The 23,285-nt window shown below is 59.5% G+C and carries 24 protein-coding genes; 6 read left to right on the top strand and 18 right to left on the bottom strand.

Annotated features, from left to right (window positions below; genetic code table 11):
* Positions 1-68: 68 nt before the first annotated feature.
* The 3 genes from NPS47_RS09105 to NPS47_RS09095 form a co-directional block, all read right to left on the bottom strand.
* Entirely contained in the window at positions 69-1,364 is a 1,296-nt protein-coding gene (locus NPS47_RS09105; protein WP_274294660.1) for an NAD(P)/FAD-dependent oxidoreductase, read from the bottom strand.
* Positions 1,365-1,428: 64 nt separating this feature from the next.
* Positions 1,429-1,851: a Rid family hydrolase gene (locus NPS47_RS09100; RefSeq protein ID WP_274294659.1), complete on the bottom strand. Its 423-nt coding sequence runs from the start codon at positions 1,849-1,851 to the stop codon at positions 1,429-1,431.
* Between the two features lie 32 nt (positions 1,852-1,883).
* On the bottom strand, positions 1,884-3,023 hold the full coding sequence (locus NPS47_RS09095) for a tyramine oxidase subunit B (RefSeq protein ID WP_274294658.1): 1,140 nt from the start codon (positions 3,021-3,023) through the stop codon (positions 1,884-1,886).
* Between the two features lie 216 nt (positions 3,024-3,239).
* Between NPS47_RS09095 and NPS47_RS09090 the strand changes: the two genes are divergently transcribed.
* Positions 3,240-4,088, top strand: coding sequence for an AraC family transcriptional regulator (locus NPS47_RS09090; RefSeq protein ID WP_274294657.1), 849 nt, complete (start codon positions 3,240-3,242; stop codon positions 4,086-4,088).
* Here NPS47_RS09090 and NPS47_RS09085 read toward each other — a convergent pair.
* The 5 genes from NPS47_RS09085 to NPS47_RS09065 all read right to left on the bottom strand — a co-directional run bounded on the left by NPS47_RS09085 (position 4,085) and on the right by NPS47_RS09065 (position 9,960).
* Positions 4,085-5,020 (bottom strand): helix-turn-helix domain-containing protein, encoded by a 936-nt coding sequence (locus NPS47_RS09085; protein WP_274294656.1) that lies wholly within the window; start codon positions 5,018-5,020, stop codon positions 4,085-4,087. The genes NPS47_RS09090 and NPS47_RS09085 overlap by 4 nt on opposite strands.
* Before the next feature lie 109 nt (positions 5,021-5,129).
* Positions 5,130-6,578 carry an APC family permease gene (locus tag NPS47_RS09080; protein ID WP_274294655.1) on the bottom strand — a complete coding sequence of 483 codons (1,449 nt, stop codon included), beginning with the start codon at positions 6,576-6,578 and terminating at the stop codon, positions 5,130-5,132.
* A gap of 222 nt (positions 6,579-6,800) precedes the next feature.
* Entirely contained in the window at positions 6,801-8,288 is a 1,488-nt protein-coding gene (locus tag NPS47_RS09075) for an aldehyde dehydrogenase family protein (protein ID WP_274294654.1), read from the bottom strand.
* Positions 8,289-8,302: 14 nt separating this feature from the next.
* Positions 8,303-8,824, bottom strand: a complete 522-nt coding sequence (locus NPS47_RS09070) for a nuclear transport factor 2 family protein (RefSeq protein ID WP_274294653.1) — start codon at positions 8,822-8,824, stop codon at positions 8,303-8,305.
* Positions 8,821-9,960 (bottom strand): amidase, encoded by a 1,140-nt coding sequence (locus NPS47_RS09065; protein ID WP_274294652.1) that lies wholly within the window; start codon positions 9,958-9,960, stop codon positions 8,821-8,823. The genes NPS47_RS09070 and NPS47_RS09065 overlap by 4 nt, the downstream gene beginning before the upstream one ends.
* Before the next feature lie 232 nt (positions 9,961-10,192).
* Here NPS47_RS09065 and NPS47_RS09060 point away from each other — a divergent pair, with 232 nt between their 5' ends.
* Positions 10,193-10,669 (top strand): MarR family winged helix-turn-helix transcriptional regulator, encoded by a 477-nt coding sequence (locus tag NPS47_RS09060; RefSeq protein ID WP_157192600.1) that lies wholly within the window; start codon positions 10,193-10,195, stop codon positions 10,667-10,669.
* Positions 10,670-10,695: 26 nt separating this feature from the next.
* Here the strand turns inward: NPS47_RS09060 and NPS47_RS09055 are convergent, their stop codons facing one another.
* The 10 genes from NPS47_RS09055 to NPS47_RS09010 form a co-directional block, all read right to left on the bottom strand.
* Complete coding sequence (locus NPS47_RS09055; RefSeq protein WP_274294651.1) at positions 10,696-11,193, bottom strand: flavin reductase; 498 nt, start codon at positions 11,191-11,193, stop codon at positions 10,696-10,698.
* Positions 11,194-11,204: 11 nt separating this feature from the next.
* Positions 11,205-12,164, bottom strand: a complete 960-nt coding sequence (locus NPS47_RS09050) for a PDR/VanB family oxidoreductase (protein WP_274294650.1) — start codon at positions 12,162-12,164, stop codon at positions 11,205-11,207.
* 51 nt (positions 12,165-12,215) lie between these two features.
* Positions 12,216-12,956, bottom strand: a complete 741-nt coding sequence (locus tag NPS47_RS09045; RefSeq protein ID WP_274294649.1) for an SDR family NAD(P)-dependent oxidoreductase — start codon at positions 12,954-12,956, stop codon at positions 12,216-12,218.
* 12 nt (positions 12,957-12,968) lie between these two features.
* Positions 12,969-13,445 carry an aromatic-ring-hydroxylating dioxygenase subunit beta gene (locus tag NPS47_RS09040; protein ID WP_274294648.1) on the bottom strand — a complete coding sequence of 159 codons (477 nt, stop codon included), beginning with the start codon at positions 13,443-13,445 and terminating at the stop codon, positions 12,969-12,971.
* Between the two features lie 14 nt (positions 13,446-13,459).
* Complete coding sequence (locus tag NPS47_RS09035) at positions 13,460-14,734, bottom strand: aromatic ring-hydroxylating oxygenase subunit alpha (protein WP_274294647.1); 1,275 nt, start codon at positions 14,732-14,734, stop codon at positions 13,460-13,462.
* A gap of 124 nt (positions 14,735-14,858) precedes the next feature.
* Positions 14,859-15,221, bottom strand: coding sequence for an IacB protein (locus NPS47_RS09030; RefSeq protein WP_274294646.1), 363 nt, complete (start codon positions 15,219-15,221; stop codon positions 14,859-14,861).
* Positions 15,222-15,237: 16 nt separating this feature from the next.
* Positions 15,238-16,410 (bottom strand): indole-3-acetate monooxygenase, encoded by a 1,173-nt coding sequence (gene iacA, locus NPS47_RS09025; RefSeq protein ID WP_274294645.1) that lies wholly within the window; start codon positions 16,408-16,410, stop codon positions 15,238-15,240.
* Positions 16,411-16,870: 460 nt separating this feature from the next.
* A complete protein-coding gene (gene catA / locus NPS47_RS09020) occupies positions 16,871-17,806 on the bottom strand; it encodes a catechol 1,2-dioxygenase (RefSeq protein WP_274294644.1) in 936 nt (311 codons plus the stop codon).
* A gap of 33 nt (positions 17,807-17,839) precedes the next feature.
* A complete protein-coding gene (catC, locus tag NPS47_RS09015) occupies positions 17,840-18,130 on the bottom strand; it encodes a muconolactone Delta-isomerase (protein WP_274294643.1) in 291 nt (96 codons plus the stop codon).
* 14 nt (positions 18,131-18,144) lie between these two features.
* Entirely contained in the window at positions 18,145-19,266 is a 1,122-nt protein-coding gene (locus NPS47_RS09010; RefSeq protein WP_274294642.1) for a muconate cycloisomerase family protein, read from the bottom strand.
* A 607-nt stretch (positions 19,267-19,873) separates the two neighbouring features.
* Here NPS47_RS09010 and NPS47_RS09005 point away from each other — a divergent pair.
* The 4 genes from NPS47_RS09005 to NPS47_RS08990 all read left to right on the top strand — a co-directional run.
* A complete protein-coding gene (locus NPS47_RS09005) occupies positions 19,874-20,842 on the top strand; it encodes an endonuclease (RefSeq protein WP_274294641.1) in 969 nt (322 codons plus the stop codon).
* A gap of 138 nt (positions 20,843-20,980) precedes the next feature.
* Positions 20,981-21,409, top strand: coding sequence for a glycine zipper domain-containing protein (locus tag NPS47_RS09000; protein WP_274294640.1), 429 nt, complete (start codon positions 20,981-20,983; stop codon positions 21,407-21,409).
* A 122-nt stretch (positions 21,410-21,531) separates the two neighbouring features.
* Complete coding sequence (locus NPS47_RS08995) at positions 21,532-22,809, top strand: flavohemoglobin expression-modulating QEGLA motif protein (RefSeq protein ID WP_274294639.1); 1,278 nt, start codon at positions 21,532-21,534, stop codon at positions 22,807-22,809.
* A 269-nt stretch (positions 22,810-23,078) separates the two neighbouring features.
* Positions 23,079-23,285: hypothetical protein (locus NPS47_RS08990; RefSeq protein WP_274294638.1), on the top strand; the 207-nt coding region annotated here is incomplete at its 3' end.

Here is a 23,285-nt window from a genome sequence, read left to right as displayed (position 1 = left end):
CGATTGCTCCATCACGCTGACTTTACCCCAATATCTCCGCGCTTCAACGCATTGCTGGCAAAACCACCTCAAACAAAACGTTCAAAGCGATAAGGTGCCGGATCGATAATTGGCGTGTGCCCAGAAACCAGGTCGGCCGCCAGTTGTCCGGCGGCTGGCGAAGTACCAAAACCATGCCCGGAAAAGCCGGTGGCCAGGGTCAGCCCAGGCAGCTTTGGCACCGGCCCGATCACCGGGATCGAGTCGGGCGTCACATCGATAGTGCCGGCCCAGGCCTGTTCGATCTGCGCCTGTTCAAACACCGGCCAGGCGGCTTTGAGGTTGTTCATCGCTTCGTTGTTGAGCGATGTATTGGCTTGCGGATCCTGCACCCTGACCCGCTCGAACGGGGTAACGTTCGCGGCCTTCCAGCGCCGCGCGAGGGCAAGATCCGTGAAAAAATGCTTGCCGAAGGAGACGCGCAAAAAATCCCGTTGTGCGCGAAACGCTGGCAAGTAGCGTGAGCCCAGCAGCAAGTGGTCGAGGGTCAGGAATGCATCCAGCTTGCCGCGCTGGGTGATGATGTAGCCACCATCCTTGTGCTTGCGAAAGGAGAAATCCGGCGCCCCGACGGCAATATCGGTCGGGCCCTGCATCGGTTTGGTGCGCAACACTGAACACACCAGCGGCAGGGTTGGCAGGGCGATCCCGTGGTTACCCAGAAAGCGCCTCGACCAGGCGCCACCGGCCAGCAGCACCTGGTGACAGCGGATCTCGCCTTTTTCGGTGACCACACCACTGATCTTGCCGGCCGAGGTCACCAAGGTGCGTACCGCACAGTGCTCGATAATCACCGCGCCCTTGGCCATCGCCGCTTTGGCGATGGCGCTGGCGGCCAATGTCGGCTCGGCCCGACCATCGGACGGGGTATAAATGCCGCCCGCCCAGTCGCCTTTACCACCCGGCACCAGGGTTTCGATTTCACGCTTGCTGAGCAGGTGTGAATCCAGCGATAGCGCACTCACCGACTTGAGCCAACCTTCGTGCATGGCCATCTGTGCTTCGTTGCGACCGACAAACATGATGCCTGCCTGGCGGTAGCCGACATCGGCGCCTACCCGTTCCGGCATTTGTGCCCACAAACGATCGGAAGCTTGCGCCAAAGGGATATCTTCGGCGTGGCGACTGGTTTTGCGCACCCACCCCAGATTGCGTGAAGATTGCTCTCCCGCCAGTCGGCCTTTTTCCAGCACCACTACCGGAATATTGCGCTCGGCCAGCGAGAGTGCAGCGGTCAAACCGATAATGCCACCGCCAATGATCACAACCGAGGTGGACGACGGAAACGCGCTTGATGTGTGCACAGTCGCAATAGTGGGTGCCATGACAAAGACTCGACTTACTAGGGGTTAAGACAGGTAAACGGGAGCGCCATTTCGATCTCGGTCGTTACCGCGGCAGTTTGATTTCCACCACGTTGGCGCGCGATGCATTGCGGTAAGCGGTAACTTCGATCTCGACTTTGTAAACCGTGGAGCCCAACGGTGGACAGGTAACGGTACTGGCCGGGTTGATCCCGCGAAATTTCTCGCCAATCAAGGTCATGACCTTTGCGACATCCTGCGGGTCCTGAATAAATACGCGCGAACAAATAACATCGGCCAGGCTTGAGTCAACGGCATGGAGCGCCGCCTCGATGTTGCGGAACACCTGCTGGGTCTGCTCGACCACATCCTCGGAGATCAACTGGGTTTCAGGATTGCGCCCTGCCGTATTGGATACGTAAATCCAGTTATCGACCGCGACCAGACGCGAGTAGCTGCCCATTTCTTCGTACTTTGACGCGGTTTTAAGCTTGATGATTTCGGTCATGCCTGGTGCCTCTTAAAGTTAACTAAAACGTATTAGCTGAGCACCGGGGTTTCCCAGAGATTCAACTTGGTGCCGATGCCTTTTTCAATCGCATTACGGTATACGACCGTGCCCCAGGCCACGTCTTCAACCGGCATTCCGCCCACCGACATAATGATGATTTCTTCATCATTTTTACGACCCGGCGCATCACCGACAATGATCTTGCCAATATCTTCCAGCTCTTCGGCGGTCAACTTTCCTTCGGCGAGCATATCCATGAAACGCACACCGATCACTGGCACACAGTTATGCGCAGGCTTGGGTAATTCTTCGAACCAGGCGTGATAAAGACCGGTGTTGTCCAGCACTTTTCGAACATCCGCTTGTTCCATGCCATCATCCAGCCGGCAACTAGCGGGCATCGCCATAAATGCACCGGGCTTGACCCACTCGCGCTTCACAACAGGATAGGTTTGTGGGTCACCGGTTGCACCCGAACTGCAGTAAGTGACCAAGTCCGAGTCGCGCACTACTTCTTCAAGGGTATCAACAACATGAATATTGACGATTTGTGGATAGGTTTCTTCCAACCAGGAAATAAAGTCGTCAAGGCTCTTCTGGCCGCGTCCTTTAATCTTGATGGTATCAATCAGCGGGCACACGGCAACAAAGGCTGCAAGGGTGGTTTTGCCCATCACACCCGGGCCCAGCAGGCCGACAACCCTGGAATCCTTGCGTGCCAGATGGCGTGCGCCAACCCCCGGAATGGCGCCGGTACGGTAGGCCGAAAGCAGGTTCGCCGACATGTGCGCCAAAGGTGCGCCGGTGTCGGGATCATTAAGGGTAAACATCAGAATCGAGCGTGGCAGGCCTTTTTCGCGATTGGCGATATTCGAGCCGTACCATTTCACGCCGGCGGTACAGAAGTTGCCACCCAGATAAGCGGGCATGGCCATCAGCCGACGATCGGCGGTTGGTTTTGGCATCTTCGGGAAGGGCGAGTTTTCCGGAAAGGTTACCATTGCGCCGTGCGAATCATTATTAGGTCCGGCCATACGATAGTCACCTTCGTACAACAGGCCAAACATCTCTTCCATTGTATCGACACAGCCCGCCATGTCGGTCACGCCGGCACGGATCATGTCTTGCTCAGAAAGATAGATAAAATCAATTTTTGTATTATTGGACATAATTTTTCTCAGACTGAAATGATACAATCCCGAGAAAGCGCACGGACACGCCCTCCCCTCAGGCCTTGACGCCTGGTTGTTCCATCAACATAGGGGTTCAGTATACGGAGCCCACTGAGTGGGTATTGTATATTTCGGACATGAGTGGCCCGTTCAAGCACATTTCATTGTGCGGCCATTGCATAACAATAAGAACCACAGTGGCAGGTCCCGCTTATGAAAAAAACGCATATATCTACATTTGCGTCCAGTACGTTTGAACAACCTTGGTTCGTATTGAATTCATCGAACTATTCGGTGATTGCCTCTGCGCATCCAGCTATTTCTCATTTCTATGCGCTGGATATAGCCCAGTCCGCTAATGTGATGCTGGCTATTCCCGACGGTTGCGTGGATATCGTCGTGGATTGTGATAGCACTCAACCCAGTGCGCGGGTCTGCGGTACGCCGTTGCAAGCCAGGCAAGTGGAGCTGCTTGAGAATCACCATTATTTCGGCGTGCGCTTTACCCCCGGTGTGATCCCGGGTTTTATAAATGCGTTAGCCGAAGAGTTGACCGAGCAGGAATTGAACTTGCTGGAGGTGACATCGCTTGCTCAGCGGTTTATCGATGAGGTTATTAAAACCCCGCTGCTTAGCGAACAAATGAAGGTGTTCAACCGCTACCTTGCAGCTGACACCTTGCACAAAACCGCTGACCTCACCGCTGCGGTGATCCACACCGTGCTGCAACACAAGGGCGATATTCGCGTACAACAACTTGAACAGCTGAGTGGCTACACCACCCGTACCATTCATCGGCAGTTTACCCAGGATACCGGCATGACCCCCAAGGCGTTCTGCCGCATCATCCGCTGCCAGGCTGCTTTGCATTCGATCAACAGTGAGCAGGATCTGTCATTTTCAGAACTGGCCATGGAGCTTGGTTTTACCGACCAGTCCCACTTCCTGCGGGATTTCAAAAAACTGGTCAGTACCACACCTCATGACTATCAACAGCGCATCATTCAGGGCGCGTACACGCAACGGATCAAGCAATCGCGCGAAGCGATTCTTCATGCTTAGTGGCGAGGCGTCTCCGACGGGTGCTCGCCAAACAGGGTTTTGTAATACCCGGAAAAATGGCCGAGATGGGTAAAGCCGAAATCACTGGCAATGCGTGCCACGGTCACTTCATTGGCACAGGTCTGGCGCAGACGCCGACGGGCAGCATTGAGCCTTACCGAACGCAAGTACTCAACCGGGCGCAGGCCCGTCACGCTCTGAAAGCTGCGTTGCAGGGTGCGCCGACTGACATTCAGGCGTTCGCACAATTCGAGCACTGAAATCGGTTCGTCATTGTGGGCCATCGCCAGCTCCTGGCTCTGTTTGACCAGGTAGGCACTGACCATGTGATTGCCCGAACGCCCCGAATCGCCTTCTACCCGATGGTCGAGTAAATCGAGCATGCACTCCAGGGTCAGATCTTCCAGCAGGTGTTCCGGCAGAAAGCTGTTTTGCAGTGCAGCGGTTACCACCTCTTCCAGACGCTTGCGCACGGTTTGCAGCACTTGCTGGCGTAACTCCAGACGCGAGACGCGCGCCAGGCGGCGCATTTCACTGTCCGAGAACTCCCTGGCGGCGAGGTTTTCCAGACGAGTGGCTTCTACGGTAATGGCCAGCAGGTCCATGCCTTCGGCGGCCTGCACGAAAAACTCCTGGCCACTGTGAAGAAGCGTGACACATTCGGTGCCCAGGCTTTTACCCTGAAACACCGCCGACTCCCCTCCGCGCATCGGCATTGCCAGGCACAGCCGACCCGGCGGCGCCACCCCGTGCTGAACCACGCGCTTGTTCAATGATTCCTGAAAAATCTGGAAACGCTCGCCCGTGACGTGTTTGAGCACGGTCTGCACAGGGCCGGTGCTCAATTGATCGTAGGTTTGCTGCCACCCCACGATCGCACCCGCGTGCAGCTGTACATCGTCAAAGCTTTGCATCTGGGCAGACATCGCCATCGTTAACACCTGTTATTGACCTGTAACAAATTGTAAGCAAGCTACAGGCCAAAGGCCTTGTCCTTTAGCGACCACTCATCCGCTAATCCAGGTTGATGCTAGAAGGCCATCAGGCAGCGTGATTACCCAGGCCGCTGAACCTGAGCGGGGCAACACTGCGCAAGCGTGCGGCGAGCAGCACCCCGGCCAGCGCCGCCACAGGGACCACCATGCACAAGGCCAGAGACAAGGTGGTACTGGCGCCGGTCAGCACATCGAAGTGGACGATAGCGGTGATCAACACCGCCAGCAGCGCGACCCCGGAGAGTGCCGGCAGAATGAAGCACTTGAGGCGGCTGTCGGCGTGCTGCGGGTTGGCTTTGAAGAAGCCGATGACCGCCAGCGAGGTCAGCACCATCAGCAGAATCAGGCACAGGGTGGCGACGTTGGAGAACCACGAGAACAACTGCAGCACCGGGTCGGCCCCGGCCAGCACAAACACCGCGAGAATGCCGGCCGCAATCAGCGACTGCAGCCCCGAGCCCAGATGCGGGCTTTGATGCTTGCGGTGGGTGATGCCCAGCTTGCCAGGCAGCAGCCCGTCACGGCCAATGGCGAAGAAGTAACGCGCGGCGGCGTTATGGAACGCCAACAGCCCGGCGAACATACTGGCCACGAACAGGAAGCGGATGGTGTTGGTCAGCCCAGAACCGACGTACTGGTCGGACAGCGCGTACAGGAAGGTGGTCGGGTCTTGCAGCGCTTGCAGGGTAGACACGATGTCATCAGCCCCGGCGCCGACCACCATGGCCCACAGCGACAGGGTGTAGAAGCCGCCGATCAGCAGTACCGACAGGTACGTGGCCCGCGGAATGGTGCGCTTGGCATCCTTGGCTTCTTCACTGTAGAGCGTTGTGGCCTCGAAACCGATAAAAGCGGCAAAGCAGAACAGCAGGCCAATGGACGGGTTGCCGCTGCTGACATGAGCGGCGGTGAACGCATCAGCGTTGACGCCGTGCGCCCCGCCACTGCTCAGAATCGCCACATCAAGCACCATGACGGCGACATACTCGGCGATCACGGTGATCGACAGCACGCGTGCCGAGAGATCGATATTGCGGTAGCCAAGGCAGGCAATCAGCCCCAGCGCCACGGCAGAGCACAGCCACCATGGCACCTGGATGCCGAACACCTCGGCCAGGCTGCCGGCGACAATGGCGCCAAACAAGCCGTACATACCCGCTTGCAGCACGTTATAAGCGACCATCGCCAGCATCCCGGCAGCACCGCCGGCCAAACCACCCAGGCCACGGGTAATCAGGGCATAGAAACCGCCGGCATGGCTGATGTGCCGGGCCATCCGGGTATAGCCCGCTGCAAAGCACAGCAGCACGACCAGGGTGGTAATCAGTAATGCAGGCGTTCCCGCGCCATTGCCAAGCATGATGCCAATGGGAAAACCACCGGCCAGCACACTGAGCGGACTTGCCGCTGACAATACAAAGAAGATGATCATGGCAACACCGAGGCTGCCACGCCGCAGCTCCGTCGAGGAGCCGTCGCGCAGGGATTCGCTCATTTTTTTATACCTTGTTGTATGAGGCAGTCTTTGCGGGGTTGAAAGCCGCGGCATCCTTGCACGCAATGCGACGCGGCGAATTATTGTTTTGACCTTCAGGCTAAGCAGGATGCTAGGCTTCACAGGGGGAGGCGGCTATCCCAAATTGGCCGCATTTGGCCCGTCGGCGGGTGTTTTCAAGGGCATGCGACAGAAGGCCTGCACGCCCCTGCCCGCTTTGAGTCAGTAACGGATCATCACCGACTTCAACTCGGTAAACGCCTCGATAAAGGCACTGCCAAACTCGCGGCCGATTCCCGATGATTTGCTGCCGCCAAAGGGCACTGCCGGGTCGAGGAAGGTGTGCATGTTGACCCAGACCGTGCCGGACTCGATGCGTGGAATCATCCGCAAGGCCCTGGACAGGTCATTGGTCCAGAGGCTGGCACCGAGGCCGTACGGTGTGTCGTTGAGCAGCTCGATCAGTTCCTCGTCGCTATCGAAGGCCAGCAGGCAGACGATCGGGCCGAAGGTTTCCTCGGTGAGGAACAGGTCGTCGGGGCTGGCGGCACGCAGCAAGGTCGGCTCGACAAAATAGCCCTTGCCGCCCACAGTCCGCCCGCCGGTCACCACCACCTGGCCATCGCCCATGCGCGCGAAGTAACCGGCAATCTTCTGGTAATGCGCCTTGTTCGCCAATGGCCCGAGCTGCACACTCTCGTCCAGCGGCGAGCCGATCTTCAGCCCCGCCAATGCCGCGCCCAGCTTCTGCTCCAGCTCGTCAATGCGCGATCGGTGCACATAGATACGCTCGGGCGAGGCACAGATCTGCCCCTGGTGAGTGAACGCGGTCATCACCAGCCCCGGTACCACTTCATCGATATTCACATCGGCCAGCAACGCGGCGGGGTTCTTGCCACCGAGTTCGAGGGTGACACGGGTCAGCTTGGACTTCATCGCCGCAGCCCCCACGGCAATGCCGGTGGGGACCGAACCGGTAAACGAGACTTTGCGCACCTCGGCATGCTCGGTCAGCCACTGGCCAACCTTGCCGGCGCCGGTCACGACGTTGATCGCGCCCTGCGGTATTCCCACCTCGGTCGCCAACTCCACCAGGCGCAACAGGCTGAGCGGGGAAAACTCGCTGGGCTTGAGCACGATGGTGCAACCGGTGGCCAGGGCCGAGCCCAGCTTCCACACGGCAATCAACAGCGGGAAGTTCCACGGCACGATACCGGCAACCACCCCCACAGGTTCGCGGCGGGTGAAGGCGGTGTACTGCTCGCCGGCCATCGACGGCAATGACGGGGTGATGCTTTCGCCATTGATCTTGGTGGTCCAGCCGGCGAAATAACGCAGAAACACCACCGACTGCGCCACTTCCAGTCCGCGGGCAACATTGATCGCCTTACCCGAGTTCAAGGCTTCGAGTTGCGCCAGTTCCTCGCCATGCTGTTCGATGGCATCCGCCAGCCTGTTCAACAGCACACCGCGCAAGTAAGGCGAAGCCTGCGCCCAATTGCCCTTGAATGCCCGGGAAGCTGCCGCAACGGCGGCATCGACCTGCGCTGCGCTGGCATCCTGAACGCGGGCAATGGTCTGCTCGTTTGCCGGGTTGATCATCTCGCTCACACTGGCCTGATCGTCGAGCGCAGGTGCGCCGTCGATAAAGCTGCCCAAAGGCTTGGCCAGGAACGCGATCACGCTATCGAGAAGTGCTACTTCGCTCATCGGAATTTACCTTGTTATTGTTCAGTGGCGTCTGGCACGGGCAAATGTGCTTCGCTGTTCCAGGCGCTGACCGGGCGACCAAACAGGTTTTCGGTCTGGAAGTGCGACATCCGCCAGTGGCCCTCTTCCAGGGCAAAGCGAACCGTCAGCCGCGCGGCATTGAGGTGCGAGGTCTGGCTGCTGAATGTGCTGGTTTGCAGCATGACCCAACTGCCGGATGCCTCGTCACCGGCCACCTCGATCAACTCGCTGGTGAGAAAGTGCACGTTTAGTGCGAAGTGCGCCGGTGGCTTCATGTAGGTGGCGAACATGGCGCGGATCGCTTCACGTCCGCGGTAGCCGCCAAAGCTTTTCGCGTATTTGGCGCCCTTGCCCTCCCATACCGCCTCACGGGTGAACAGGCCCGCCAGCTCGTCCAGCGGCGTGTCGGCATTCAGGGCATCACAGAGCACCATGTAGTGGTTCATGCAGGCCCGCACGGCCTGTTGTGCTTCGAAATAGCGCAGACGCTTTTCCAGCTCCAGAACATCGCTCATGACTGCGCCTCAGTGCTGTGCGGTTGTTCGTGGATTCGCTGCAACAACAGCGTGGCCGCCGCCAGCAGCGCTGCATCGGCACCTTTGGCACCGACCAGCTGCAAGCCGACCGGCAACCCTTCGGCACTCGACAATGGCAAGGTGACGGCCGGATGCCCGGAAAGGTTGAATGGCCGCACCAGCGAGGTCATCCCCAATACCGCACGGGTATCGGCGGCGTCTTCAACCCGCAGGGGGAAATCGGGCATGGTCGGCAGCGCCAGAATGTCGTAGCGCTCCAGCGCCGCATCGACTTGCGCGCTGAAGCGTTCGCGCACGCGCTCGGCTTCGGCCACGGCGGCATCAGTCATTGTGCCGGCTGCCTGCAGACGCCCGGCGATGTCAGCGCCGACCTTGCCGGTGGCGAGCAAATGCGCGCAGGCGGCATGGGTTTCACGGTTGATGATGACCATACCGGCGCTATAGGCGGCTTCGAAGTCTTCACACTCGACAGGCTCAAGCACCTGACCGCTGGCATTCAACGCAGCCTGCACCACAGCGTTCACTGCCGCACTGGCCGGCACCCCGAGTACGCCGATTTTCACACTGGCGGGGGGGTTGGCCGGGCTGAATGCCGGATCGATGATCGCCATGGCCTTGATCAGCATGGGCAACGAGGCCGCAAACGGACCGACGCAATCCAGGGTTGTGAAGGCCGGCATCACGCCCTGACGGCTGACCCGCCCGAAGCTTGGCTTGAAGCCGAAAATCCCGCAGCAGCAGGCCGGCACTCGCACCGAACCACCGGTGTCGGTGCCCAGGCTGAAATCTGCCAGCCCCGCCGCCACCGCAGCGGCAGAGCCGCTGGAGGAACCACCCGGAATCAGTGCCGGGAAGCGCGGATTGACCGCCGTTCCGGTGTAGTGATTGATCCCGGTGGTACCAAACGCCAGCTCATGCAGGCTGGTTTTGCCGGTGATGCGGCAACCGCTGTCGAGCAGCCGCTGCACCACCTCGGCATGCTGGCGGGCAGGTTCGGCCTGTTCAAGTGCGCGGCTCGATGCGCGCGTAGGCGAGCCGGCAATGTCGATGGTGTCCTTAACCATCACGCTCGGGCCAGTGCCACCCATGTTCAACGCCTCAACCACGATTGCCATCGCCATAACCTCGCTTGGTAGCGGGCGCAACGCGCGCCAACGCCGCTTGAAATTGATTTTTATACGTGAATAGTCAACTGAATATTCACGTTTTATTTTGTCTATTTAGAACCCGTAATGCCCGCAACCTCAAGCCGTAGCGATCTGCGCGCTTTGGTCGCAGCCAACTTCGGGGTGTCCTTATTACGGGAAAAGTCTATGATTGGGCATCACTTACTTCAGCCAGTCCGTCATGAGCCCAACGAAGAAGCGCCACAGCCGTTACGACCCCTCCAGCGAAGATTTCCGCAAAGAAGATTTTCCTTTTTACTGGCTGGCGCGCGTGCACGGTCAGTACACCCAGAACATGGAGCGACTGCTTAAAAAGGTTGACCTCGATGTTGCCCGCTGGCGCGTTCTGTGGATCCTCAACCAGAACGGCCAGTCGAGCATTTCCGAGATCTCGACCCACGCCATTGCCAAACTGTCGACCATCACCAAAATCGTTTACCGCATGAAGGAAGACGGCCTGATCGATACCGCGCAAAGCACTGAAGACGGCCGCGTCACCCAGGTGTTCATCACGCCGCTGGGGCTGGCCACGATCGAGCGTATGCAGGGCGTCACCAGCGAGTTGTTCAAACGCAGTTTTGCCGGCCTCACGGAAAGCCAGGTCGAGCGCCTTAACCGCACGCTCGAGACGGTTTTCCATAACCTTGAAAGCTTTTAGCGCCCGCCCCCTGGGCAAAGGAATAATCAGCAGGCCTTGGATGACTGGCCAAGACGGTGGTAGGCACGGTTGAAATACACCAGGCCCTCATCCGAGCCGCCATGGCGAATGGCCTGGACTTCACAATAGAAAATGCTGTGCGAGCCCACTTCATGCACCTGGGCAATCCGGCAGTCGAAGTTCACCAGCGCGTCGAGCATCACCGGCGCACCGCTTTCCAGGGTGGTCCAGTTGGTGGTGGCAAAGCGCTCATCCATGCTCAGCGCCTTGTTGGCAAAGGCGCCGGACTGTTCCTGGTGGGTGCCGGCCAGCACGTTGACACACACCACCGCGTTGGCTTGAAACTGGGCGTTGGAATGTGAGGCGCGGTTCATGCACACCAGCAGTGTGGGCGGCGAGTCGGTAACGCTGCACACCGCCGATGCGGTGAAGCCAAAGCGCCCGGCGTGGCCATCGGTGGTGATCACCGATACGGCGCCGCCGAGCAGCGCCATGGCATTGCGAAAGCTGGTCAGGTCAACCATGTTCGTTCTCCTCAGATGTCCAGCACGAGCGTTTTTGACTTGGCGCGCGAGCAGCACACCAGGATCTGGTCATTGCCAGCTTTTTCTTCGTCGGTCAGGTACACATCACGGTGATCGGGCTCGCCTTCAAGCACGTCGCACAGGCAGGTACCGCACACGCCCTGCTCGCAGGAGATTTCGATCTTGATGCCGACACTGGCCAGGGCATCCAGAATCGACTGCCCTTCTGCTACCTCGACCGTCTTGCCACTGCGCGCCGCGACCACTTCGAAGCTGGCACCGCTGGCATCCACCTCGACCTGGAAGTACTCCTTGTGGATGTGATCTTCGGCATACCCCAGCTCGCGAGCGCCGTTGATCACCCAATCCATGAAGCCGGTAGGGCCGCAGGTGTACATGTGCACCCCGGACTCCCCTCGCCCCAGCACCTTGACCAGGTCAAGCCTCTGCTCCGGCGCTTCGTCATCAAAGTGGGTGACAACATGCTCGGCGAAGGGCGCGCATTGCAACTCCTCGAGAAATGCACAGCGGTCACGGGCACGCCCGCAGTAGTGCAGCTCGAAACGCTGGCCACGCTGATGCAGGGCATAGGCCATGGCGATCATTGGCGTGATGCCGATACCGCCACCGAGCAGAATGCTGCGCTGCGCATCGTCGGCCAATGGAAACAGGTTGCGTGGCGCGCTGATCTGTACTTCGTACCCTTCGATCAGGGTGTCGTGCACGCTCACAGAGCCGCCCCGCGAGGCCGGGTCTTTGAGTACACCCAGGCGATAGCTGCTGAGGTCGGCAGGGTTGCTGCACAACGAGTACTGGCGCACCAGGCCTGGGGCGACATGGATATCGATGTGGGCACCGGCCTCAAAGTCTGGCAACAGCGCGCCGTCGGTGCGGGTCAGATCGAGGACGACCACGCCGTCCCCTTGCAGCTGGCGCTTGCGCACCACTACATTCAAAAGTTGTTCAGTCATGGCGATTGCTCCATGTAGTCAGGAGGGCCACCGCAGTGGCCCGGTGTCGGCTCAGCGCATGAACAGGCCGCCGTTCACGTCCCAGGTCGCCCCGGTGGTGAAGTAGGCTTCGGGGCGCGCCAGCTGGACGATCAGGTCACCGAGAAAATCCGCATCGCCAAGGCGTTGCACCGGTATGTTGGCGCGCAAGCCGGCAAGCTTCTCGGCAGGTACCGCGGCATGCACCGCAGGCGAGTCGATCGGCCCTGGCGCGATGGCGTTGACGGTCACCCCACGGCTGGCGAACTCTTTGGCGAAGATTTTCGTCAGGGTCAGGATCGCGCCCTTGCTCGCCGCGTAGTGAGCGCCCGTCGCAGTCCCGCCGTTCTGCCCGGCCAGCGAGGCCATGTTGATGATCCGCCCGTAGCCGGCCTCGGCCAGGTAGGCACCGAGCACCTGGCAGCCGAGGAAAATGCTGCGCAGGTTCAGGCCCACCACGGCATCGAACTCTTCAGGGCTGATCTGCATCAGCGGCGTCGTTTTGGTCACGGCGGCGTTGTTGACCACCACATGCAGCGCGCCAAACTGCGTCAGCACCTGGTTCAACGCCTGCTCAAAGTCCGCCTTGTTCCCCACATCCAGCTGTACTGCCAGCGTGCGTTCACCGGCCGGATCGAGCAACTGCGCGGATGCTTGTGCAGCGTCCAGGCTACGGTCGGTGACAACCACCCGGTACCCGGCGTCCAGCAGTCGGGCGCAGAACGTTTGACCCAGGCCTTGCCCTGCGCCGGTAACCAATGCGACTTGGCTCATCGATAGGCTCCTTTAGAGGATGTAACCGATACCGGCGAGGGTATCGTCGCTGTTGATCAGGCTGATCACCTTGCGCTGGATCTTGAAGCCGCCTTCGGCGCGCACCAGCTGGTAAGTCAGGTCCGCGCTGTAATGCTTGAGGCTTTCCTTGCGAAACTCGCGCACGTTCTGCGCGCAGCGCACGGTCAGGTTCATGCCGTCATCGACCAGCACGCGAAAACGCGAGAGCGAACGCACCGTGCGCGGTTGCGGGCTGGTGGAGATCGACTCACCGCCGATCAGCCGTTGTACCCGCAGCTTGCGCATGTGGTGATCGTCATAGGCATAGTTCAGGGTGTTTTCGAAGTCGGTTTCCTTGGGATTGATCGGGATGATATAGGTCCCCTTTTCAGTCCACAGGTTGAGCCAGGCGTCGTATTCGCCATGGTCGAGCATGTCGCCTTCCTGCCAGATGAAAGCGGTGACTTCTTGCAGCAATTGCAGGTTCATAAGGTTCTCCACACTCAAGCCGACATCATCTTTTTCCACTGCTGGTAGGCCGCACGCATGCCGGTTTCGGCACTGACGTCGGATACCAGACCGTCTTCGCTGGGCTTCTCGCCCGCCAGTCCGCGGTTGAGCATGATCCACAGGTCTTCACCGGCGTTGGCGCCCTTCTGTACCCGTTCCCAGGCTTCGGAGTCGTCCGGCGTACCGAAGCCCATCGGGCCCTGAAAGTGTTCGTGCAGACGCAGGCGGTAGCGGTTGGCCACGGCCGGGCCGCCATCCATGGTGATCACCGAGTGGTGGATCTCGGTTTCGTTGACCGAGATCGGCTGCAGCACACGGAAGAACGCCATCGAACAGGCGATGTTGGGGAACAGGTTGAGGTTGAAGCCCGAGCCACCCACAGCGCGTACGATGCGGCGCACCTGCTGCTCCTCGATGCCTTCGTCGCGCAGCTCGGCCGCCAGCGCCTCGAAGCGCTCGGGGATCGGCTTGTCGAGATCGGCTTCGAGGTCGACCAGGTCGGGAATCATCACCATGACGCTGTGGCCATTGCCCAGGTCTTCGACATAGCCAGGACCCTGGACGAAGTCGAACAGCTCCAGAGTCTGCTCGTCGACCGAGGACAGGAAGCTCTTGTGCACCAGCGGGAAGTGGTAGGCATCGGTGGTGTTTTCCAGCTGGATCTTCCAGTTGCCCGGGAAGCGGAAACGGTGCTCACCCGGGACCTTGATGCCGTAGCCAGCACCCTGTTTCATGAACAGGTCGATCCACTTTTTCGCCGCGCCGAGGAAATCCTCAAGCGGTTCGATATCGTCTTTGAACGTGGCAAAAATCATCCCGGCGTAGCTTTCCACGCGCAGGCTCACCAGCGGCAGCTCGGCCTTGTCGATGCAGTCGGCGTAACTTTCCGGGTGCGGAATACCGCGCAACGAACCGTCCAGGGCGTAGCCCCAGCCGTGGTATGGGCAGACGAAGCTGTTGGTTTTGCCCTTCTTGTGCTCGCAGACGGTGGCGCCACGGTGACGGCAACGGTTGAGCAGGACGTTGATGTTCTTTTTACGATCGCGTACCACGATCACCGGCTGCTTGCCGACAAAAGTCGTCTTGTAGTTGCCTGCTTCAGGCACTTCGCTTTCGTGGGCGACCCATACCCAGGTGCTGTAGAAGATCTTCTGCAGTTCGGCATCGAACAGCGCAGGATCGGTATACAGCGAGGTATGGACACGGTCGGCCTGCACCAACTCGGCAGGGTCGACTGCCAGGTTTACGGCGGGAATCAAATTGCTCACGGTATCTCCTTGCCGGCCTGTAAGCCGGCAACACTTCACCTTCTGCTGCAATCGCAAGACGCAACAGCGGGACCTTGTTGTTGTAAATGATGTATTGCGTTATTCGCGGCTACGGGGCCGTCAATCAAGCACGCTGAATAATCAGTTCGCGACCGACACGCGCTTCGACTTTGGCGTAGCGCCACAACTTGTAGGGCGTCTCGCCCACTGCCGTGGTGCGGAACAGGTTGCACGCCGCATGCACGGTTTCGATATCTGCGACATCGGCCAGCAGGTACGTGGTCCAGGGAAAGCCATCGGAAGGACCGACCATGCTTTTGTCGTCATCCATATTGCCGATCACTTCGACACCCGGCAGATCATGGATGCCGTTCCACATCTCGCTGAAGGCGGCCCAGACTTGAAGTTGCTCTTCACGCGGCGCATCGAAGAAGTTCTGATTGATGCCCATGCAGAACAACACGCGCAGTGCTTTTTTATCGCTCATGATTAGTGCTCGCTAATTAGATGTAGCCGGGAAGCGGTTGTTTGCCGAAAAAGATCGCCCCGGCATTTTGATAAGTGACGTCGCCCATGAAAGCGTGCTGGGTCACCACTTGCGCATCATTGACGCAGCGCGCCAGCGGGCTCTCGTTGTAAACACCGGTCATGCCGGAGAGCATTTGTGCGCTACGCGCCACGTCGGCCGCGACGCGGGTGGCGTGAGTCGAAGACAGCCGCAGCAGGTTGGTCGCTTCAGCCGGTACCGGGTCACCGGCCAGCACGTGACTCCAGGCCTTCTCAATCGACTCGTAAAAGAACGCCCGTGCCGAGCGCAGCGCCGCTTCGGCCTTGGCGATATCGACCTGGGCCAGCGGACGGTCCGCCAAGGGCGGTGCGCCGGTTACCGAGATTCTGCCGCTGGCCATGCCGGCCAGTTCGTCGAGCGCGGCGCGTGCTACGCCCAGGCCAACCACCGAAAGCACCTGGGTGGCAAAGGACAGCGACGGGTAGCGGAAGAACGGCTCATCGAGGTTGGCCGCCCCGCCGCGGACAAACGTCCACTGCTCGGGCACCACCACGTCATCGATGACCAGGTCATGGCTGCCGGTACCCAGCAACCCTACGGTATCCCAGGTCGGATCAATGCGTGCCTGCGACTGCGGCATCACCGCGATTCGCGGCAGGTCGAACGAGTCGCCGTTCTGCGGGGCGATGCCGACGCCGACAATGTCTGCGCCCATGGAGCCGCTGGAGTACTTCCAGCGTCCCTTGACCTTGAACCCGCCCGGCACCACCTGCGCAGGCTGTGGAGGGAAAATCCCGCCAGCAAACACCACATCCGGGCCGTTGGCATACACCTGCGCGATGGTTTCCAGCGGCAATGCCGCCAGGTACACCGGGCTCATACCGAAACTGGCCACCCAGCCGGCAGAGCCGTCGGCATGGGAGATGCGCTCGATCATCTGGCAAAACTCGGCCGGCGAGCATTCGTTGCCGCCAAAACGCCGAGGCACCAGTGCGCGGTACACACCATGGGCCTTGAAGGCGTCGATGACATCACGGGAGATGTGCCGCTGCCGATCAAACTCACCAAGACGAGCACGGGCCCGAACACCGTCAAGCAGCGCTTCAAAGGCAGGACCACTGGAAAGCGCAGACGCAGGCGAAACATCCAGGACACTAAGCGGATTCATAGAGAAACTCCGTCTTCAGTCAGTTTAAGGGCGATGAGCAAAGGGCAAACGAGAGAGAAATCCCTCGAGATGGCAGCACGGTGGTCGATGCTGCTGGCGCTGGTGCTTGCGAAAAGCAGCCAGGCTGGCTTGGAAAAGCTGGATGGTTCGGCATGGTCGATTACCTTTTTTTGTTTTGGTGCCGTAGGACAAATGTGCATCCAATTACGTGACTAGTCAATGGAATATTCACGTATTTCGACGACCTGCATTTGGGCAAATAAACCTGAGCCAATATTGAGAACAATCTCGTAATTAGCTGATTTACTGGACTTTATTTTTTGTGAACAATCGAGGGCTGATCGTTTTAATGAAAACGATCATGGTTTTTTCGTAATTTTTCGATGAGTAACAGCCCCGCGCCTGCCGGGTTTGCAGAAGCGGGACTGTCGCGCGTTATAACCAGTCGTTACGACGGCTCTCAGCGCTCTTGCAATGCACGCGGGCGCTGGCTGCGCTCGGTGGCGCTGGCGTCCTTGGCGTCCTGCAGTTCAAAACTGAATTGCAGCTCGGCAAATGGCTTTCCATCCAGGCCGCGCGCCTGCGAGGCTTGCGCATCGTCGATGAAATCCAGGCGTCCGACCAGGCCGTCACGGGTGGCGTAGGCGAAGTCGTCCCAGAGGTACTGATCGCCCTCGAAGTTGATTTGCGTGGTCAGGTGACGGTAGCCCGGCGCAGAGATAAAGAAGTGGATGTGGGCCGGACGCTGGCCGTGACGACCAAGCTGATTGAGCACTTCTTGCGTAGTGCCGCTCGGTGGGCAGCCGTAACCGCAGGGCACAATGCTGCGAGCGCGGTAGCAGCCCTGCTCATCCGTGAGGATGCGACGGCGCAGGTTGTAGGGCGACTGAGTGGTATCGAAGTAAGAATAGGTACCCTGGGTGCTGGCATGCCAGACGTCAACCGTGGCACCGGCAACCGGCGCGCCTTGCGCATCGACGACACGGCCGTGCAGAAACATGACGGTACCTGGGTCGGTGCCATCGTCCATCCGCGCCTCGCCTTTGGACAGTGGTGCGCCGGCAACGTACAGCGGCCCTTCAATGGTCCGCGGGGTGCCGCCGGTCAGCCCGGCCTGCGCATCCTTGGCGTCTTGCAGCAGATCGAGAAAATGCTCGATGCCCAGGCCCGCCACCAGCAAACCGGCCTCCTGGTTTGTGCCCATGCGATTGAGGTAATCCACGGCTTTCCAGAACTCGTCCTCGCTGATTTCAAGGTCCTCAATCAGTCGCGCGGTGTCCTGGATGATGCGCAGGATGATCTGTTTGAAACGGCGATTGCCCTGATCATTGGCAATCCCGGCCACTTCGTTGAAGAAGTTCTGGACGTCAGCAGTGTGGGAGATTTTCACGGTCATGGTAAGTACCCGATTTTATTGTTATTGAAGGGATCAACGATCGTCGGCATGAATCGAGGACGGGTGACGACACAGTCCGTCTATCTCGATATCCATGTAGGGGAACAGCGGCAACTGCATCAGCGTGTCATGCAGTGCTTCGACACTGGCCACATCGAACACGCTGTAGTTGGCATAGTGACCGGCGATGCGCCACAGGTGCCGCCAGGTGCCTTGCTGCTGTAAGCGCTGCGCCAGTTCCTTTTCGTCCGCCTTGAGCTTGGCGGCGGTGTCCGGCGCCATGTCCGGGGGGAGTTTTACCGTCATTTTCACGTGGAAAAGCATAGAAATTACCTCTATCAACGGCGAACGAAATGCGCCAACCGCGCTTCGTCCAGAGTCAGGCCCAGGCCTGGGGTACGGGGTACATGCAGGTGGAAGTCGCGATACACCGGTGCCTCGGTGACAATTTCTTCAGTCAACAGCAACGGCCCGAACAGTTCGGTACCCCAGGTCAGCTCATTGAGCGTGATAAAGGCGTGGGCCGAGGCCAGGGTGCCAACGCTGCCTTCAAGCATCGTGCCGCCGTAAAGCGCGATGCCTGCGGCCTCGGCAATCTGCGCAGTGCGCAATACCGCGCGCGGCCCGCCATTCTTGGCGATCTTCAAAGCGAAGACACTGGCGGCGCCATCGATCACCAGGTTCAGGGCATCCTCGACGCATTCAATGGATTCATCGGCCATCAGCGGCGCCGTGCTGATCTGGTTCAGGTGCACCTGCCCTGCCCGGTTGTTGCGCGAAATCGGTTGCTCGATCAGATCGATACCGTTGTCGCCCAGCACGCGGCAAGCGCGCAGGGCTTGGGAAACATTCCAGTACTGATTGACGTCGACGCGCACGCTGGCCCGATTGCCCAGGGCCTTCTTGATCGCGATCACATGGGCAAGGTCGGTGTCGACCGGGTTGGCACCGATCTTCAATTTGAAAATGCGATGGCGGCGCAGTTCGAGCATTTGCTCGGCTTCGGCGATATCCCGGGCGGTATCGCCGGAGGCCAGGGTCCAGGCCACTTCAAGGCTGTCGCGTACACGGCCACCGAGCAGCTCGCTGACCGGCAGCCCGAGGCGTTTGCCATGGGCATCGAGCAGAGCCGTCTCAAGACCGGATTTGGCGAAGGTATTGCCCTTGGCGATCTTGTCCAGCTTGAGCATCGCCGCATTGATATTGCCGGCGTCCATGCCGATCAACGCTGGGGCGAGATGGGTGTCGATGTTCTGCTTGATGCTTTCCGGGCTTTCGTAGCCATAGGCCAGACCACCGATGGTGGTGGACTCGCCGATGCCCTCTACGCCATCGCTGCAACGCACCCGGATAATCACCAGGGTTTGCGACTGCATGGTGTGCATCGCGAGTTTGTGCGGGCGAATGGTCGGCAGGTCGACAATGAGGGTTTCAATGCGTTCGATCACGGCATGTGTCATTGCAAGCTTCCAAGGGCAAAGCGTCCGGTCGTCGGTTGACGGGGTGGACTGTTGTTTTTATTAGCTTTGCAGAGCTTTGCACAGCGCCTTGATTACGTCCAATATCAATTGAATATTCCACTATACTCAACAAGTATGAATGACGTTAATCGCGCTCGCTGTCGCTCCTGATCTTGATCTTGATCTTCATGCGCGCAAGTTCAGGCGCCGCGAACTGCGACTTCAGGAGGCTGAGCGTAGGTGCCTGTAGGGGCCGGTGCGTAGCACCTTCGGCGTAGCCGAAGAGCGCGAGCCGTAGACTTGGCGAAGCAAGTCGTAGGCCGCGTGGCCCCGGAAGGTGCCGTAGTGAAGGGACCCGGAGCGTAGCGTAGGGCCGGATGCAGGAGCGAGCGGTTTTGCCTACTTTTTCCAAGAAAAAAGTAGGCCGCCGTAAGGGCGGAAGGGGCCGGCAGAGGCGCCACACCCAATGGATAAGCTCACAGCCAACCCAACCCAACCCAACCCAAGGAACACACTCGCGGATTCAGGCTTACGCTCTTATCAGCTGCCCTAGGCGCATGAGCGAGTCCAGTTATACTGCGCGATCCTTAAGCCAATGATTTAATTCATGAAAAAGCTGTTGTCTGTTGTCACCCTGATGTTTTGCGTAGTGTCTCCCGCCCACTCCTCACCGCCTGCGACATTTTCTGAAGCCAAGGTCATCGCCAAGCAGAAGGTTTATCTCGACCAGGCCAACAGCCCCATGGGTGAGCTCTACTGTGGCTGCAAGTGGGAGTGGGTAGGCAAATCAGGTGGCCGCGTTGATCCCGCATCCTGTGGCTATCAAACGCGCAAAGAGCAAACCCGCGCTGAACGAACCGAGTGGGAACACATCGTTCCAGCCTGGACGTTCGGTCACCAACGCCAGTGCTGGCAGAACGGTGGGCGCGAACACTGCGTTGACGAAGATCCGGTGTTCCGCGCCATGGAAGCGGATCTGTTCAACTTGTACCCGTCTGTAGGTGAAGTGAACGGCGATCGCAGCAATTTCAGCTACGGCATGAACGCCGGGGTTGCTCGCCAATACGGTCAGTGCACGACAACCGTCGACTTCAAGCAAAAAACGGCCGAGCCCCGTGACGAGGTGAAAGGCCTGGTTGCCCGAACCACCTTCTACATGTTCGATCGCTACAAACTGAGCATGTCCCGTCAGCAGCAACAGCTGCTCATGGCATGGGACAAGCAGCATCCGGTAACGGCCTGGGAGAAAGAGCGCGATCGTCGTATTGCTGCAATCATGGGCCACTCCAACCCGTTCGTTAGCGGCCAACGCCGCTGGACCACGGGATACAAGCCTGTGGGTGACGGTGTTGTGAGCGCTGTCCCGCTGCGCACCGCACAAGCCACCACCAAACCCACTCTGGCAAGTGCGTCTGCCGCTATCGGAGCGATCATCGGCAACCAGAAAAGCCACGTCTATCATCTACCCAGCGGCTGCCCTGGCTATCTGCAGGTGTCTGCAAAAAACCAGGTGTCCTTCGCATCGGAAGCTGAAGCGCAGGCAGCCGGTTATCGCAAAGCGGGCAACTGCAAATAACGGCAAAGCGAGAGCGACAGGCGGTCGGACTTTCGCAGCGCAGTATTGACCCGTATCTATGCGTGCTGGAAAGCGCGTTGCCCGCACTTTACGCATCTGACACACTCAAACGCTGTACACCCTTTTGAGAAAAACGAAATGCGCAAAATAGTCGCTGTATTTGCACTCTCTCTGGCCGTAGTACCCGGGGTTTTTGCCGGGGAAACGACCAATACCGCAGTGGGCGGAGGCCTCGGTGGCGCCTTGGGCAGTGTGGTCGGCCAGGCAGTTGGCGGTAGCACCGGTGCTGCGATCGGCGCCGGCGTCGGTGGCGCAGCAGGCGGCGCAGTGAGCGCGAAAGATGGCAAAAAAACCGAGGCTGCCATTGGTGGTGGGCTTGGCGCGGTAGGCGGTCAGGTGGTGGGGCGTAACGTCGGCGGCACGACCGGGGGCGCCATCGGTGCGGGCCTGGGCGGTGCGGCCGGTAGCGCCATCGGCAATAACCTGGCCGATGACGATGACCATCACGATAACCACAAGTCCAGCCACAAACATAAGCACAAACACAAAAACAAGCACAACCATTGATCCGGGTGCGCTGGCGATAGCCCCCAGCGACTAGCAACAGCACGCGCCGGGCCTGCTTCACCGCAGCGCCCCGGCAAGGGCTAAGCTGATGCGATGGAGCTTCGTCTCTCAAGGTGAATACCATGAGTGCCCTGTCGCTGTCTGAACTCGATGCCGCGTTGCCCGGTTTGACCCGCAAGATCCGCGTACTCGATGCGCTGGCCTGGCCCGAGGGTGTCGAGGAGGCTTTCCTCGCCCAGTGGCGCAGCGGCAAGGCGCAATTACCCAAGGTCGAGTTCAGCCCACGCGAGCACAGCGCCGACATCGCCGCGCTGGACAGCTTTGTCGCGTGTTGCGATCAGGGCCATCCGGCCGGACAGTTTCTCGCCAGGACCGCGCACAGTTATGCCACCGCCGGGCGCATGCTCGGCGCCATGGGTACCCCGGCGTTTACCCGGTATTCGTCGGCGCTGTACCGGCGCCCGGACTTTTACTACCCCAGGCAAAAGCTGAGCATGCTCGACGCCGCCCATTTCTTTCTGAAAACCACCGACGCCCTGTTGGGTGGCAACTGCATTCCCCCAAGCCCCGCGGACATTCCGGCCGAAGTGTTTGCCGCCTGGCTGCAACCAGAGCTGGACCGTTTTTTTGGTGCAGGCCAGATCACCATCAAACTTGAGCCTGAACTGGCTGCCAAGGCCATTGCCGGGACCAGCCGTATTCGCCTGCGGGCCAGCGCCTTGTTCAGTGAACTGGACAAGCAGCAGTTGCTGCAGCACGAAGCCTTTGTGCATGTGGCCACCGCGCAGAACGGTGCGCGCCAGCCCAACCTCAAGTGCCTGGCCCTGGGCGCGCCACGCACCACCCAGACCCAGGAAGGCATTGCCACGCTGGCCGAGCTGTTCACCGGCAGCATGGACATCAACCGCTTGCGACGCCTCGCCTTGCGCGTGCTTGCGGTGCAGCAGGCGCTCGATGGCGCCGACTTTATCCAGGTGTTTGAAGGTTTTCTCAATGCTGGCCAGTCGCAGGAAGAATCCTTTCGCTCTACGCAGCGGATTTTCCGCGGCGCCGATGTGCGAGGGGGGTTGGCGTTTACCAAGGATGCCGCGTACCTGACCGGGCTGCTCGGCGTGCACACCCTGCTGCGCGTGGCGATCCGCGACAATCGCCCGGAACTGGTCGGGCATTTGTTTGCCGGGCGCCTGACCCTCGGCGATACCCTGCACCTGGCGCCGCTGTTCGAGTCGGGTTGGCTGGTGGGGCCAACCTATATTCCGGCCTGGGCCAGCGACCTGCGGCGGCTCGCCGCCAACCTGGCGTTCTCTGCCTTTATCGCCCGGGTAAAACTGGATGTGCTCGATCTGCAGCGGTTCATGGCCTTTGAAGACGAGCACGAAGTCGAGACTCGCACCCTGTAAGCGCGGCAGCCGCAGCACTACTCGACGCATGCCGACGTAGAGCCTCCCCCGCCCCCGCAAATGGGTAGACCCGATCAATGTGTCGACAATCCTATTGTGTTCTCGCCTTTTGTCCTTTAGATTTCGCGCACAGCCAACCAATGTGTCAACAAAATAGATTTCAGCAGGCGCAGGCTGTTTTTTGCTGGTCGTGTCAGTGGTCACTCTCACTTAGCAAAAATCTGCCCCTGCTTTTTACTTCCCGGTTCGCCACACACAGGAGATCGCCAGTGCTCGACGCTTATAACCACCACCTGAAAGTGCGCGCCGAAGAAGGCCTGCCGCCCCTCGCGCTTAACGCCGAACAAACCGCAGGCCTGGTCGAGCTGCTGAAGAATCCTCCTGCTGGCGAAGAAGCAGTCCTCGTCGACCTGATCACCCACCGCGTTCCACCAGGCGTGGACGAAGCCGCCTACGTCAAGGCCGGTTTCCTCTCT

The sequence above is a fragment of the Pseudomonas putida genome (genome assembly GCF_028682475.1).
Classification (GTDB): Bacteria; Pseudomonadota; Gammaproteobacteria; order Pseudomonadales; family Pseudomonadaceae; genus Aquipseudomonas; species Aquipseudomonas putida_AG.
The sequence above is the reverse complement of the archived record's forward strand: the minus strand, read 5'-3'. Positions and strand labels throughout refer to the sequence as shown.